General features: G+C 55.5%; 11 protein-coding genes and 1 tRNA gene. All 12 read left to right on the top strand.

The window, feature by feature from the left end; translation table 11 throughout:
* The first annotated feature begins 64 nt into the window (after positions 1–64).
* The 12 genes from LXM55_RS32150 to fusA all read left to right on the top strand — a co-directional run bounded on the left by LXM55_RS32150 (position 65) and on the right by fusA (position 15,379).
* Positions 65–140, top strand: a tRNA-Trp gene (locus LXM55_RS32150).
* 45 nt (positions 141–185) lie between these two features.
* Complete coding sequence (secE, locus tag LXM55_RS32145; protein ID WP_007916493.1) at positions 186–554, top strand: preprotein translocase subunit SecE; 369 nt, start codon at positions 186–188, stop codon at positions 552–554.
* 9 nt (positions 555–563) lie between these two features.
* A complete protein-coding gene (gene nusG / locus LXM55_RS32140) occupies positions 564–1,097 on the top strand; it encodes a transcription termination/antitermination protein NusG (protein WP_002555501.1) in 534 nt (177 codons plus the stop codon).
* 118 nt (positions 1,098–1,215) lie between these two features.
* Entirely contained in the window at positions 1,216–1,647 is a 432-nt protein-coding gene (gene rplK, locus LXM55_RS32135) for a 50S ribosomal protein L11 (RefSeq protein WP_003176435.1), read from the top strand.
* On the top strand, positions 1,647–2,342 hold the full coding sequence (rplA, locus tag LXM55_RS32130; protein WP_123723271.1) for a 50S ribosomal protein L1: 696 nt from the start codon (positions 1,647–1,649) through the stop codon (positions 2,340–2,342). Before rplK ends, rplA begins: the two co-directional genes overlap by 1 nt.
* Before the next feature lie 198 nt (positions 2,343–2,540).
* Positions 2,541–3,041 carry a 50S ribosomal protein L10 gene (gene rplJ / locus LXM55_RS32125; RefSeq protein ID WP_025132369.1) on the top strand — a complete coding sequence of 167 codons (501 nt, stop codon included), beginning with the start codon at positions 2,541–2,543 and terminating at the stop codon, positions 3,039–3,041.
* Between the two features lie 80 nt (positions 3,042–3,121).
* A complete protein-coding gene (gene rplL / locus LXM55_RS32120; RefSeq protein ID WP_060841342.1) occupies positions 3,122–3,487 on the top strand; it encodes a 50S ribosomal protein L7/L12 in 366 nt (121 codons plus the stop codon).
* 221 nt (positions 3,488–3,708) lie between these two features.
* Positions 3,709–7,782 (top strand): DNA-directed RNA polymerase subunit beta, encoded by a 4,074-nt coding sequence (gene rpoB, locus LXM55_RS32115; protein ID WP_011063779.1) that lies wholly within the window; start codon positions 3,709–3,711, stop codon positions 7,780–7,782.
* A gap of 64 nt (positions 7,783–7,846) precedes the next feature.
* Complete coding sequence (gene rpoC / locus LXM55_RS32110) at positions 7,847–12,046, top strand: DNA-directed RNA polymerase subunit beta' (RefSeq protein WP_011063778.1); 4,200 nt, start codon at positions 7,847–7,849, stop codon at positions 12,044–12,046.
* Between the two features lie 201 nt (positions 12,047–12,247).
* Positions 12,248–12,619 (top strand): 30S ribosomal protein S12, encoded by a 372-nt coding sequence (gene rpsL, locus LXM55_RS32105; protein WP_003186084.1) that lies wholly within the window; start codon positions 12,248–12,250, stop codon positions 12,617–12,619.
* Positions 12,620–12,730: 111 nt separating this feature from the next.
* A complete protein-coding gene (gene rpsG, locus LXM55_RS32100) occupies positions 12,731–13,201 on the top strand; it encodes a 30S ribosomal protein S7 (RefSeq protein ID WP_007925959.1) in 471 nt (156 codons plus the stop codon).
* 30 nt (positions 13,202–13,231) lie between these two features.
* Positions 13,232–15,379 (top strand): elongation factor G, encoded by a 2,148-nt coding sequence (gene fusA, locus LXM55_RS32095; RefSeq protein ID WP_233324169.1) that lies wholly within the window; start codon positions 13,232–13,234, stop codon positions 15,377–15,379.
* Positions 15,380–15,464: the final 85 nt, after the last annotated feature.

The raw sequence follows: 15,464 nt of genomic DNA, 5'->3' as shown, positions 1-15,464 counted from the left end.
CATCGAATAAGTTCTTGATATATCTCCATCGGGCCGACATAATGGTCGGCCTGATTTTGTTTTTAGGTCAGTAGCTCAATTGGCAGAGCGACGGTCTCCAAAACCGTAGGTTGGGGGTTCGATTCCCTCCTGACCTGCCAGATTCACTCAATGTGTCTGGCTTTCTTTTCACAGGATCTTCATAGATGACTCCTAAGGCTGAAGCTCAAGGCTCTCGCTTCGATCTGCTAAAGTGGCTCGTTGTGGTTGCTTTGGTGGTTGTTGGTGTTGTTGGCAATCAGTACTATTCTGCTTCGCCGATCCTGTACCGTGTCCTAGCGCTACTTGTCATTGCTGCTGTTGCTGCCTTTGTTGGCTTGCAAACTGCCAAGGGTAAGTCGTTCTTTGTTCTGGTTAAGGAAGCGCGCACTGAGATTCGTAAAGTCGTATGGCCAACTCGCCAAGAGACTACGCAGACCACTTTGATTGTTGTGGCTGTTGTGTTGGTCATGGCGTTGCTGTTGTGGGGTTTAGATTCCCTGCTCGGCTGGCTTGTTTCCTTGATTGTTGGCTAAGGGTGTCCCGTGGCTAAGCGTTGGTACGTTGTGCATGCTTACTCGGGTTACGAGAAGCATGTAATGCGTTCGTTGATCGAGCGTGTGAAGCTGGCTGGCATGGAAGATGGCTTCGGCGAAATTCTGGTCCCCACTGAAGAAGTGGTTGAGATGCGCAATGGCCAGAAGCGCAAGAGCGAGCGTAAATTCTTTCCAGGCTACGTGCTGGTGCAGATGGATATGAACGAGGGTACTTGGCACTTGGTCAAGGATACTCCTCGTGTCATGGGCTTTATTGGCGGTACTGCTGATAAGCCGGCTCCTATCACCGATAAAGAGGCGGAAGCAATTCTGCGTCGTGTGGCTGATGGTAGCGACAAGCCCAAGCCTAAGACCTTGTTTGAGCCGGGTGAAGTGGTTCGTGTTACTGACGGCCCATTTGCTGACTTTAACGGCACGGTCGAAGAAGTTAACTACGAAAAGAGCCGCATTCAAGTGGCGGTGCTCATTTTCGGTCGCTCTACTCCGGTAGAGCTAGAGTTCAGTCAGGTCGAAAAGGCATAACTGAACGAGAATCCCATACCCCGCAGCCTTAGGCTGTGGGGTTTTTTCGTCACTGGGATAAACGCGCAAGTAACCGGGGAGCCTTTCTAGGCGTCTGAACCCGTAATTGGAGTGCCTCATGGCTAAGAAGATTACTGCTTACATCAAGCTGCAAGTTAAGGCCGCTCAGGCCAACCCAAGCCCGCCCGTTGGTCCTGCTCTGGGTCAGCACGGCGTGAACATCATGGAATTCTGCAAGGCTTTCAACGCCCGTACTCAGGGTCTTGAGCCAGGTCTGCCGACTCCTGTGATCATCACTGTTTACAGTGACCGCAGCTTCACTTTCGAAACTAAGAGCACCCCAGCTTCGGTTCTGCTGAAGAAAGCTGCTGGTCTGACCAGCGGTTCTGCTCGTCCAAACACCGTTAAGGTTGGCACTGTTACCCGTGCTCAGCTGGAAGAGATCGCGAAAACCAAAAACGCCGATCTGACTGCAGCTGATATGGATGCAGCCGTGCGTACTATCGCCGGTTCTGCTCGTAGCATGGGCCTTAACGTGGAGGGTGTGTAATGGCTAAGCTGACCAAGCGCCAAAAGGCTATCGCCGGCAAGATTGAAGCAGGCAAGGCCTACAACTTCGTAGAAGCTGCCGCTCTCCTGACCGAGCTGTCGACCGTTAAGTTCAGCGAGTCTGTAGACGTAGCTGTGAACCTGGGCGTAGACCCACGTAAATCTGACCAGGTTGTTCGTAGCGCTACCGTGCTGCCACACGGCACTGGCAAGACTGTACGTGTTGCTGTGTTCACCCAGGGTCCAGCTGCTGAAGCCGCCTTGGCTGCCGGTGCAGACCGCGTAGGTATGGACGATCTGGCTGCCGAAATGAAAGCCGGCGACCTGAACTATGACGTAGTTATTGCTTCCCCGGATGCAATGCGCGTTGTAGGTCAGCTGGGTCAGGTTCTGGGTCCTCGCGGCCTGATGCCTAACCCGAAAGTCGGTACCGTAACTCCAGACGTAGCCTCGGCCGTTAAGAACGCCAAAGCTGGTCAGGTTCGCTACCGCACCGACAAAAACGGCATCATCCACACCTCCGTTGGCAAGGTCGGCTTCGACGCCGTCAAGCTGAAGGAAAACGTTGAAGCTCTGATCGCTGATCTCAAGCGTATCAAGCCAGCTTCTTCGAAAGGTATCTACGTCAAGCGCGTTACCCTGAGCACTACTATGGGCCCAGGCTTGGTCATCGACCAAGGTTCGCTGGACGTATAAGACATAAGCTGACGCAAGCGATTGTGTCAGTTGAAAAATTGGGGTCCCTGCCTGGCGGGGGCTATCCAAGACCGTAGGCGACGCAAGTCTTAAACCACAAGCCTACGCAGATGGTGCTCCCGGTTCCTTACCGAATCAGACACCAAAACGACATCCAACTCCGGTTGGATGAAACGGTAACAAGCAGGAGTTAAACCCGTGGCAATTAAACTCGAAGACAAGAAGGCCATCGTCGCTGAAGTCAACGAGGCTGCCAAAGCCGCTCTGTCCGCTGTCGTGGCTGATGCCCGTGGTGTGACAGTAGGCGCTATGACCGGACTCCGTAAAGAGGCCCGCGAAGCTGGTGTTTATGTACGTGTCGTACGTAACACCCTGCTCAAGCGCGCTGTTGAAGGCACTCAATATGACGTGCTCAACGACGCGTTCGTCGGCCCTACCCTGATTGCATTCTCCAAGGAACATCCGGGCGCTGCTGCTCGTATTTTCAAAGAGTTCGCAAAGGGTCAGGACAAGTTCGAGATCAAGGCAGCTGCGTTCGAGGGCAAGTACCTCGCAGCAAACGAGATCGACGTGTTGGCTTCGCTGCCAACTCGCGACGAAGCTATTGCGAAGCTGATGAGCGTGATTCAAGGCGCTACCAGCAAGCTGGCTCGTACTCTGGCGGCTATTCGCGACCAGAAAGAAGCTGCTGCTGCCTAAGGCACTGCAAGCCCTTTCAAAATCATATGTTTAATTTGATGGCTGCGTAGGCTGTCACCCCAATACAGGAATTTATAGTCATGTCTCTGACTAACGAGCAAATCATCGAAGCAATCGGCCAGAAAACCGTTCTGGAAGTTGTTGAGCTGATCAAAGCAATGGAAGAAACCTTCGGCGTTACCGCTGCTGTTGCCGCTGCTGGCCCAGCTGCTGCTGCCGCTGTTGTTGAAGAGCAAACTGAATTCAACGTCATGCTGACCGAAGCTGGCGAGAAGAAAGTTAACGTGATCAAGGCTGTACGTGAACTGACCGGTCTGGGCCTGAAAGAAGCCAAGGCTGTAGTTGACGGCGCTCCTGCCATGGTTCTGGAAGCTGTTGCTAAAGAAGCAGCTGAAAAAGCCAAAGCAGCTCTGGAAGAAGCAGGCGCTAAAGTCGAGCTCAAGTAAGCATCGACTTTGTGTCTCCAGCCCAAGCGTTAAGCGAACGGCTGATGGCTGGTGGCTTTTGCCACCGGCCTTTTTCCGTTATTGGCGGCCGACTGGGTCGGTGCCAATAACGTGCTGTAACCCACCCTGTGCGGTGGCGCAAACCAAAGGGTTTGCACGATTTTCTGGCTGCTCCCGTCGGGAGGAGCCGAATAAGCAGGTGACCAAGCTGGGGAACGCTGATGGCTTACTCATATACTGAGAAAAAACGTATCCGCAAGGACTTTAGCAAGTTGCCGGACGTCATGGATGTGCCGTACCTCCTGGCCATCCAGCTGGATTCGTATCGTGAATTCTTGCAAGCGGGAGCGACTAAAGATCAGTTCCGCGACGTGGGCCTGCATGCGGCCTTCAAATCCGTTTTCCCGATCATCAGCTACTCCGGCAATGCTGCGTTGGAGTATGTCGGTTATCGCCTGGGCGAACCGGCGTTTGATGTTAAAGAATGCGTGTTGCGTGGTGTGACTTACGCCGTACCTTTGCGGGTAAAAGTTCGTCTGATCATTTTCGACAAAGAATCGTCGAACAAAGCGATCAAGGACATCAAAGAGCAAGAAGTCTACATGGGTGAAATCCCCCTGATGACTGAGAACGGTACCTTCGTAATCAACGGTACCGAGCGTGTAATCGTTTCCCAGCTGCACCGTTCTCCTGGCGTATTCTTCGACCACGACCGTGGCAAGACGCACAGCTCCGGTAAGCTGCTGTACTCCGCGCGGATCATTCCTTACCGCGGTTCGTGGCTGGACTTCGAATTCGACCCGAAAGACTGCGTGTTCGTGCGTATCGACCGTCGCCGCAAACTGCCGGCATCGGTTCTGCTGCGCGCGCTGGGTTACACCACTGAAGAAGTGCTGGACGCGTTCTACACCACCAACGTATTCCACGTGAAAGGCGAGAGCCTGAGCCTGGAGCTGGTGCCTCAGCGCCTGCGTGGTGAAATTGCCGTTCTGGACATCCAGGATGACAAGGGCAAGGTTATTGTCGAGCAGGGTCGTCGTATCACCGCTCGTCACATCAACCAGCTGGAAAAAGCCGGTATCAAAGAGCTGGATGTGCCTCTGGACTACGTCCTGGGTCGCACCACCGCCAAGGCTATCGTGCACCCGGCTACCGGCGAGATCCTGGCAGAGTGCAACACCGAGCTGAACACCGAGATCCTGGCGAAAATTGCCAAGGCTCAGGTTGTTCGCATCGAAACTCTGTACACCAACGACATCGACTGCGGTCCGTTCGTTTCCGACACTCTGAAGATCGACTCCACCAGCAACCAACTGGAAGCCCTGGTCGAGATCTATCGCATGATGCGTCCTGGCGAGCCACCAACCAAAGATGCTGCCGAGACGCTGTTCAACAACCTGTTCTTCAGCCCTGAGCGCTATGACCTGTCCGCCGTTGGCCGGATGAAGTTCAACCGTCGTATCGGTCGTACCGAGATCGAAGGTTCGGGCGTTCTGTGCAAAGAAGACATCGTTGCCGTACTGAAGACTCTGGTCGACATCCGTAACGGTAAAGGCATCGTCGACGACATCGACCACCTGGGTAACCGTCGTGTTCGCTGCGTAGGCGAAATGGCCGAGAACCAGTTCCGCGTTGGCCTGGTGCGTGTAGAGCGCGCGGTCAAAGAGCGTCTGTCGATGGCTGAAAGCGAAGGCCTGATGCCGCAAGACCTGATCAATGCCAAGCCAGTGGCTGCGGCGGTGAAAGAGTTCTTCGGTTCCAGCCAGCTGTCCCAGTTCATGGACCAGAACAACCCGCTGTCCGAGATCACCCACAAGCGTCGTGTTTCTGCACTCGGCCCAGGTGGTCTGACCCGTGAGCGTGCAGGCTTCGAAGTCCGTGACGTACACCCGACTCACTATGGTCGTGTATGCCCGATTGAAACGCCTGAAGGTCCGAACATCGGTCTGATCAACTCCTTGGCGGCCTATGCGCGCACCAACCAGTACGGCTTCCTCGAAAGCCCGTACCGTGTGGTGAAAGACGCACTGGTAACCGACGAGATCGTGTTCCTGTCCGCCATTGAAGAGGCCGATCACGTGATCGCCCAGGCTTCGGCGACCATGAACGACAAAGGTCAACTGGTCGATGAGCTGGTAGCTGTTCGTCACTTGAACGAATTCACCGTTAAGGCGCCGGAAGACGTCACCTTGATGGACGTTTCGCCGAAGCAGGTAGTTTCGGTTGCAGCGTCGCTGATTCCGTTCCTCGAGCACGACGACGCCAACCGTGCGTTGATGGGTTCCAACATGCAGCGTCAGGCTGTACCAACCCTGCGTGCCGACAAGCCGCTGGTAGGTACCGGCATGGAGCGCAACGTTGCCCGTGACTCCGGCGTTTGCGTCGTAGCTCGTCGTGGCGGTGTGATCGACTCGGTCGATGCCAGCCGTATCGTGGTTCGTGTGGCTGATGACGAAGTTGAAACCGGTGAAGCCGGTGTCGACATCTACAACCTGACCAAGTACACCCGCTCCAACCAGAACACCTGCATCAACCAGCGTCCGCTGGTGAGCAAGGGTGATCGGGTTCAGCGCAGCGACATCATGGCCGACGGTCCGTCCACCGACATGGGTGAACTGGCTCTGGGTCAGAACATGCGCATCGCGTTCATGGCATGGAACGGCTTCAACTTCGAAGACTCCATCTGCCTGTCCGAGCGTGTGGTTCAGGAAGACCGCTTCACCACGATCCACATCCAGGAACTGACCTGTGTGGCTCGTGACACCAAGCTTGGCCCAGAGGAAATCACTGCGGACATCCCGAACGTGGGTGAGGCTGCACTGAACAAGCTGGACGAAGCCGGTATCGTTTATGTAGGTGCTGAAGTTGGCGCAGGCGACATCCTGGTAGGTAAGGTCACTCCGAAAGGCGAGACCCAGCTGACTCCGGAAGAAAAACTGCTGCGTGCGATTTTCGGTGAAAAAGCCAGCGACGTTAAAGACACCTCCCTGCGTGTGCCTACCGGCACCAAAGGTACTGTCATCGACGTGCAGGTCTTCACTCGTGACGGCGTGGAGCGTGATGCTCGTGCCCTGTCGATCGAGAAGAGCCAGCTCGACGAGATCCGCAAGGATCTGAACGAAGAGTTCCGCATCGTTGAAGGCGCTACTTTCGAACGTCTGCGTTCCGCTCTGGTCGGCCACAAAGCCGAAGGCGGCGCCGGCCTGAAGAAAGGTCAGGAAATCACCGACGAAGTTCTCGACGGTCTTGAGCATGGCCAGTGGTTCAAACTGCGCATGGCTGAAGATGCTCTGAACGAGCAGCTCGAGAAGGCCCAGGCCTACATCGTTGATCGCCGCCGTCTGCTGGACGACAAGTTCGAAGACAAGAAGCGCAAACTGCAGCAGGGCGATGACCTGGCTCCAGGCGTGCTGAAGATCGTCAAGGTCTACCTGGCAATCCGTCGTCGCATCCAGCCGGGCGACAAGATGGCCGGTCGTCACGGTAACAAGGGTGTGGTCTCCGTGATCATGCCGGTTGAAGACATGCCGCACGATGCCAATGGCACCCCGGTCGACGTGGTTCTCAACCCGCTGGGCGTACCTTCGCGTATGAACGTTGGTCAGATTCTCGAAACTCACCTGGGTCTTGCGGCCAAGGGTCTGGGCGAGAAGATCAACCGCATGGTCGAAGAGCAGCGCAAGGTCGCAGAGCTTCGCACCTTCCTGGACGAGATCTACAACCAGATCGGCGGTCGTAACGAAGACCTGGACAGCTTCTCCGACCAGGAGATCCTGGATCTGGCGAACAACCTGCGCGGCGGCGTGCCAATGGCCACTCCGGTGTTCGACGGCGCCAAGGAAAGCGAAATCAAGGCCATGCTGAAACTGGCTGACCTGCCAGAAAGCGGCCAGATGCAGCTGACCGACGGCCGTACCGGCAATAAGTTCGAGCGTCCAGTTACCGTTGGCTACATGTACATGCTGAAACTGAACCACTTGGTAGACGACAAGATGCACGCTCGTTCTACCGGTTCGTACAGCCTGGTTACCCAGCAGCCGCTGGGTGGTAAGGCGCAGTTCGGTGGTCAGCGTTTCGGGGAGATGGAGGTCTGGGCACTGGAAGCATACGGTGCTGCATACACTCTGCAAGAAATGCTCACAGTGAAGTCGGACGATGTGAACGGCCGTACCAAGATGTACAAAAACATCGTGGATGGCGATCACCGTATGGAGCCGGGCATGCCCGAGTCCTTCAACGTGTTGATCAAAGAAATTCGTTCCCTCGGCATCGATATCGATCTGGAAACCGAATAACACGTGACGCGAATCGAGAGCGGGGCAGGATTGCCCGCTCTCTGCTCCGCCAGGAGGAAAGGCCTTGAAAGACCTACTGAATTTGCTGAAAAACCAGGGTCAAGTCGAAGAGTTCGACGCCATCCGTATCGGATTGGCCTCGCCTGAGATGATCCGTTCGTGGTCGTTCGGTGAAGTTAAAAAGCCGGAAACCATCAACTACCGTACGTTCAAGCCTGAGCGTGACGGCCTGTTCTGCGCCAAGATCTTTGGCCCGGTAAAGGATTACGAGTGCCTGTGCGGTAAGTACAAGCGCTTGAAGCATCGCGGCGTGATCTGCGAGAAGTGTGGCGTTGAAGTTGCACTGGCCAAGGTTCGTCGTGAGCGTATGGCGCACATCGAACTGGCTTCGCCGGTTGCCCACATCTGGTTCCTGAAGTCGCTGCCGTCCCGTATCGGCTTGCTGATGGACATGACCCTGCGTGATATCGAGCGGGTTCTCTATTTCGAGAGCTATGTCGTTATCGATCCAGGCATGACCACTCTTGAAAAAGGTCAGCTGCTGAACGACGAGCAGTACTTCGAAGCGCTGGAAGAGTTCGGTGACGACTTCGACGCCCGCATGGGTGCCGAGGCTGTTCGCGAGCTGTTGCACGCTATCGACCTGGAGCACGAGATTGGCCGTCTGCGCGAAGAGATTCCGCAAACCAACTCGGAAACCAAGATCAAGAAGCTGTCCAAGCGTCTGAAGTTGATGGAAGCCTTCCAGGGTTCCGGCAACCTGCCAGAGTGGATGGTGCTGACCGTTCTACCGGTTCTGCCGCCAGATCTGCGTCCGCTGGTTCCGCTGGATGGCGGTCGTTTCGCGACTTCCGACCTCAACGATCTGTATCGTCGAGTGATCAACCGTAACAACCGTTTGAAGCGCCTGCTGGATCTGTCTGCTCCGGACATCATCGTGCGCAACGAAAAGCGTATGTTGCAGGAAGCTGTCGACGCATTGCTCGACAACGGTCGTCGTGGCCGCGCTATCACCGGTTCCAACAAGCGTCCTCTGAAATCCCTGGCTGACATGATCAAGGGTAAGCAAGGTCGTTTCCGTCAGAACTTGCTCGGTAAGCGTGTTGACTACTCCGGTCGTTCGGTAATTACCGTAGGTCCGACCCTGCGTCTGCACCAGTGCGGTCTGCCGAAGAAGATGGCTCTGGAGTTGTTCAAGCCGTTCATTTTCGGCAAGTTGGAAATGCGTGGCCTGGCCACCACCATCAAAGCCGCCAAGAAGATGGTCGAGCGCGAGCTGCCAGAAGTTTGGGACGTTCTCGCTGAAGTGATTCGCGAACACCCAGTGCTGCTCAACCGTGCACCGACCCTTCACCGTTTGGGTATCCAGGCATTTGAACCGGTTCTGATCGAAGGTAAGGCTATCCAGCTGCACCCTCTGGTCTGTGCTGCGTACAACGCCGACTTCGACGGCGACCAAATGGCCGTGCACGTACCGCTGACGCTGGAAGCCCAGCTGGAAGCGCGTGCGTTGATGATGTCGACCAACAACATTCTGTCGCCAGCCAACGGTGAGCCAATCATCGTTCCGTCGCAGGACGTTGTATTGGGTCTGTACTACATGACTCGTGAGGCGATCAACGCCAAGGGCGAAGGTCGTGTATTCGCCGACCTGCAGGAAGTCGACCGCGTATTCCGCGCCGGCGAAGCGGCTCTGCACGCCAAGATCAAGGTTCGCATCAGCGAAACCGTTAATGATCGTGATGGCGGCAGCGTGAGCGCCACCCGTATTGTCGACACCACTGTTGGTCGTGCGCTGTTGTTCCAGGTTGTGCCGAAGGGTCTGTCTTTCGATGTCGTCAACCTGCCGATGAAGAAAAAGGCGATCTCCAAGCTGATCAACCAGTGCTATCGCGTGGTGGGTCTGAAAGAGACCGTTATTTTCGCTGACCAGTTGATGTACACCGGTTTCGCTTACTCGACCATTTCCGGCGTTTCCATCGGTGTTAACGACTTCGTTATCCCGGATGAAAAGGCTCGCATCATCGGTGCTGCCACCGATGAAGTGAAGGAAATCGAGAGCCAGTACGCCTCGGGCCTGGTAACTCAGGGCGAGAAGTACAACAAAGTGATCGACCTTTGGTCGAAGGCTAACGACGAAGTGTCCAAGGCGATGATGGCTAACCTCTCGAAAGAGAAGGTCATCGACCGCAATGGCGACGAAGTCGAGCAAGAATCGTTCAACTCGATGTACATGATGGCTGACTCGGGTGCACGGGGTTCCGCTGCACAGATTCGTCAGCTGGCCGGTATGCGTGGTCTGATGGCCAAGCCGGACGGCTCCATCATCGAAACGCCGATTACTGCGAACTTCCGTGAAGGTTTGAGCGTACTCCAGTACTTCATCTCGACTCACGGTGCTCGTAAAGGTCTGGCGGATACCGCGTTGAAGACTGCTAACTCCGGTTACCTGACTCGTCGTCTGGTTGACGTTGCGCAGGATCTGGTTGTTACCGAGATCGATTGCGGCACCGAACACGGCCTGCTGATGACTCCGCACATTGAAGGCGGTGACGTTGTAGAGCCACTGGGTGAGCGCGTATTGGGTCGTGTTATCGCCCGTGACGTATTCAAGCCAGGTACCGAGGACGTCATCGTTCCTGCCGGCACTCTGGTAGACGAGAAGTGGGTCGAATTCATCGAGCTGAACAGCATCGACGAAGTGATCGTGCGTTCGCCGATCAGCTGCGAAACCCGCTATGGCATCTGCGCCAAGTGCTACGGCCGTGACCTGGCTCGTGGTCACCAGGTGAACATCGGTGAAGCGGTTGGCGTTATCGCTGCCCAGTCCATCGGTGAGCCGGGTACCCAGCTGACCATGCGTACGTTCCACATCGGTGGTGCGGCAAGCCGGACCTCGGCAGCTGACAGTGTTCAGGTGAAGAATGGCGGTACCGTCCGTCTGCACAACCTGAAGCACGTTGAGCGTGTCGACGGTCACCTGGTTGCCGTGTCCCGTTCCGGTGAGCTGGCTATCGCCGACGACTTCGGTCGCGAGCGCGAGCGCTACAAGCTGCCGTACGGTGCTGTGATCTCGGTGAAGGAAGGTGACAAGGTCGATGCTGGCGCTATCGTCGCCAAGTGGGACCCGCACACCCACCCGATCGTTACCGAAATGAAAGGTACTGTGACCTACGTGGGCATGGAAGAAGGCATCACGATCAAGCGTCAGACTGACGAATTGACCGGTATGACCAACATTGAAGTACTTGACGTCAAAGACCGTCCAGCTGCCGGTAAGGACATTCGTCCTGCTGTGAAGATGGTGGGTATGGATGGCAAGGATCTGCTGCTGCCAGGTACCGACGTACCGGCTCAGTACTTCCTGCCGGCTAACGCCCTGGTCGGTGTTGCCGACGGTGCGCAGATTGCGATCGGTGATGTTATCGCTCGTATTCCGCAAGAAACTTCGAAGACCCGTGACATCACCGGTGGTCTGCCGCGTGTTGCCGACTTGTTCGAAGCTCGTCGTCCGAAAGAGGCGTCGATTCTGGCTGAAGTCAGCGGCACCATCGCGTTCGGTAAGGAGACCAAAGGCAAGCGTCGTCTGGTCATTACTCCGAACGACGGTAGCGATCCGTATGAAGAGCTGATTCCGAAGTGGCGTCACCTGAACGTCTTCGAAGGCGAACAAGTGAACCGCGGCGAAGTTATCTCCGACGGTCCGAGCGATCCACACGATATCCTGCGTCTGTTGGGTGTAAGTGCGCTGGCCAAGTACATCGTTAACGAGATCCAGGACGTTTACCGTCTGCAAGGCGTGAAGATCAACGACAAGCACATCGAGACCATCCTGCGTCAGATGCTGCGTAAAGTTGAGATTGCCGAGTCCGGCGACTCCAGCTTCATCAAGGGCGACCAGATGGAACTGACTCACGTACTGGTAGAAAACGAGCGCCTGAGCACCGAAGACAAGTTCGTCGCCAAGTTCACCCGCGTACTGCTGGGTATCACCAAGGCGTCCTTGTCCACCGAATCGTTCATCTCGGCGGCCTCTTTCCAAGAGACCACTCGTGTACTGACCGAAGCGGCGGTAACCGGCAAGCGCGACTACCTGCGCGGCCTGAAAGAAAACGTGGTCGTGGGTCGTCTGATCCCCGCCGGTACCGGCCTGGCCTACCACAGCGAGCGCAAGCGTCGTCGTGATGCAGACAAGCCATTGCGTGTAAGCGCAAGCGAAGTCGAAGCAGCACTGACTGAAGCGCTGAACTCCAGCGGTAATTGAGGTCTGCAATAGATTGAGACGGGGCCCCGGCTTTTTCGGTTGAGAATCAAGACACTTTTTGTCGAGGTTCGTTGATCGGGGAGGCCGGGGCCTTGCCTTGACTGGGGGCAAGATCCTCTTTAGACTCTTGTACCCCTAAATTTGGTGGAGCTCCTGCTCTGCCATTTTGTTTATGTCGAAAGACAACAGTGGAGCTAGTAGATGGCAACTATCAACCAGCTGGTACGTCAGCCGCGTAAGCGTATCGTCGAGAAATCCGACGTGCCTGCGCTGCAGAACTGCCCGCAACGTCGTGGCGTGTGCACTCGCGTGTATACCACTACGCCGAAAAAACCTAACTCGGCACTGCGTAAAGTATGCCGTGTGCGTCTGACCAACGGTTTCGAGGTTTCCTCGTACATCGGTGGTGAAGGCCACAACCTGCAAGAGCACAGCGTCGTACTGATTCGCGGCGGCCGTGTAAAAGACTTGCCAGGTGTTCGTTACCACACCGTTCGCGGCTCCCTGGATACTTCCGGCGTTAAAGGTCGTAACCAAGGTCGTTCGAAGTACGGTACCAAGCGTCCGAAGTAATCGGTCGTTTTGCGGTTTTTAATTATATTGAGTCGATAAGAGTAAGGTCGGGCACGCGTCCATTGGATCAACTGTCCCGAGCTAACCTGAAGACCGTTTGAGGGCTTATCAATGCCAAGACGTCGCGTAGCAGCCAAACGTGAGATTCTGGACGATCCGAAATACGGAAGCCAGATCCTCGCCAAGTTCATGAACCACGTAATGGAAAGCGGCAAGAAAGCCGTTGCCGAGCGTATCGTTTATGGCGCGCTGGAAAAAGTTAAAGAGCGCAAGAACAGCGATCCCCTGGAAATCTTCGAGAAAGCTCTCGACGCCATCGCTCCGCTGGTCGAAGTGAAGTCGCGCCGTGTAGGCGGTGCTACTTACCAGGTTCCGGTCGAAGTTCGTCCGTCCCGTCGTAACGCTCTGGCAATGCGCTGGTTGGTAGACTTCGCCCGCAAGCGCGGCGAGAAGTCTATGGCTCTGCGTTTGGCTGGCGAACTGCTGGACGCTGCCGAAGGCAAAGGTGCTGCAGTTAAGAAGCGTGAAGACGTTCACCGTATGGCTGAAGCCAACAAGGCTTTCTCGCACTACCGCTTCTAATATCGGCATCATTCATTTTGCGAGGGCTTTATGGCTCGTACTACAGCAATCAACCGCTACCGTAACATCGGTATCTGTGCCCACGTTGACGCGGGCAAGACTACCACTACCGAGCGGATCCTGTTTTACACAGGTCTCAGCCATAAGATGGGTGAGGTGCATGACGGCGCTGCGACCACCGACTGGATGGTGCAGGAGCAGGAGCGTGGTATTACCATTACCTCCGCTGCTGTAACTACCTTCTGGAAAGGTTCGCGCGGCCAATACGATAACTATCGTGTAAACGTTATCGATACCCCCGGCCACGTTGACTTCACCATTGAAGTAGAGCGTTCGCTGCGTGTACTCGACGGCGCGGTCGTTGTGTTCTGCGGTACTTCCGGTGTTGAGCCTCAGTCTGAAACCGTATGGCGTCAAGCCAACAAATACGGCGTTCCACGTGTTGTTTACGTGAACAAGATGGACCGTGCCGGTGCTAACTTCCTGCGCGTTGTTGGCCAGATCAAAAACCGTCTGGGTCATACTCCAGTTCCGGTTCAGCTGGCTATCGGCGCTGAAGATAACTTCGAAGGTCAGGTCGATCTGATCAAGATGAAGGCTATCTACTGGAACGACGAAGACAAGGGTACTACCTATCGCGAGGAAGAAATTCCTGCCGATATGCTGGACCTGGCTAATGAATGGCGCTCCAACATGGTTGAAGCGGCTGCTGAAGCCAACGAAGAGCTGATGAACAAGTACCTTGAAGAAGGTGACTTGACTGTCGAAGAGATCAAGGCCGGTCTGCGTGCGCGCACCCTGGCTAGCGAGATCGTTCCGGCTGTCTGCGGTTCTTCGTTCAAGAACAAGGGTGTTCCCCTGGTTCTTGACGCCGTTATCGACTTCCTGCCTGCCCCTACCGAAATCCCGGCGATCAAGGGTATTCACCCGGATCTCATCGAGAAGCCGAAGGATGAGCTGGTAGAGGCTGACTACGACGAGCGTCACGCTGACGATGCTGAACCGTTCTCGGCTCTGGCATTCAAGATCGCTACCGACCCGTTCGTTGGTACTCTGACTTTCGTGCGTGTTTACTCGGGCTTCCTGAGCTCGGGCGACTCCGTGATCAACTCGGTCAAGGGCAAGAAAGAGCGCGTTGGTCGTATGGTGCAGATGCACGCCAACCAGCGTGAAGAGATCAAGGAAGTACGTGCAGGCGACATCGCTGCCCTGATCGGCATGAAGGACGTCACCACTGGTGACACCCTGTGCGATCTCGATAAGCAGATCATTCTTGAGCGTATGGACTTCCCTGAGCCTGTAATTTCGGTAGCTGTAGAGCCGAAAACCAAGCAGGACCAGGAAAAGATGGGTATCGCACTGGGCAAGCTGGCTCAGGAAGACCCGTCGTTCCGCGTCAAGACCGACGAAGAGACTGGTCAGACCATCATCTCTGGTATGGGTGAGCTGCACCTGGACATTCTCGTTGACCGCATGAAGCGCGAGTTCAACGTTGAAGCGAACATCGGCAAGCCGCAGGTTTCGTACCGCGAGAAGATCAGCAAGAGCAACGTCGAGATCGAAGGCAAGTTCGTTCGTCAGTCCGGCGGTCGCGGTCAGTTCGGTCACTGCTGGATCCGTTTCTCGGAGCCAGACGTTGATGCGAACGGCAACATCACCGAAGGTCTGGTCTTCACCAACGAAGTTGTTGGTGGTGTGGTTCCTAAGGAATACATCCCGGCTATCCAGAAGGGTATCGAAGAGCAGATGAAGAACGGCGTCGTTGCCGGCTATCCGCTGATCGGCCTGAAGGCTACCGTGTTCGATGGTTCCTACCACGACGTCGACTCCAACGAGATGGCGTTCAAGGTGGCGGCCTCCATGGCGACCAAGCAGCTGGCCCAGAAGGGTGGCGGCGTTGTGCTCGAGCCGATCATGAAGGTTGAAGTGGTAACCCCAGAGGACTACATGGGTGACGTGATGGGTGACCTGAACCGTCGTCGTGGTCTGATTCAGGGTATGGATGACTCGGTGTCCGGCAAGGTTATCCGTGCTGAAGTGCCACTGGGTGAAATGTTCGGTTATGCAACTGACGTTCGTTCCATGTCTCAGGGTCGCGCGAGCTACTCCATGGAATTCTCCAAATACGCCGAAGCTCCGTCGAACATCGTCGAAGCTCTCGTTAAAAAACAAGGCTGATTCAGTCTCCCCTTTAGGCTAGGAGTTAATTGTCGTGGCTAAAGAAAAATTTGAACGTAACAAACCGCACGTCAACGTTGGCACC

Source organism: Pseudomonas sp. Au-Pse12, from assembly GCF_021341665.1.
In the GTDB taxonomy this organism is placed as follows: domain Bacteria; phylum Pseudomonadota; class Gammaproteobacteria; order Pseudomonadales; family Pseudomonadaceae; genus Aquipseudomonas.
This window is presented reverse-complemented; position numbering and strand designations above follow the sequence as displayed.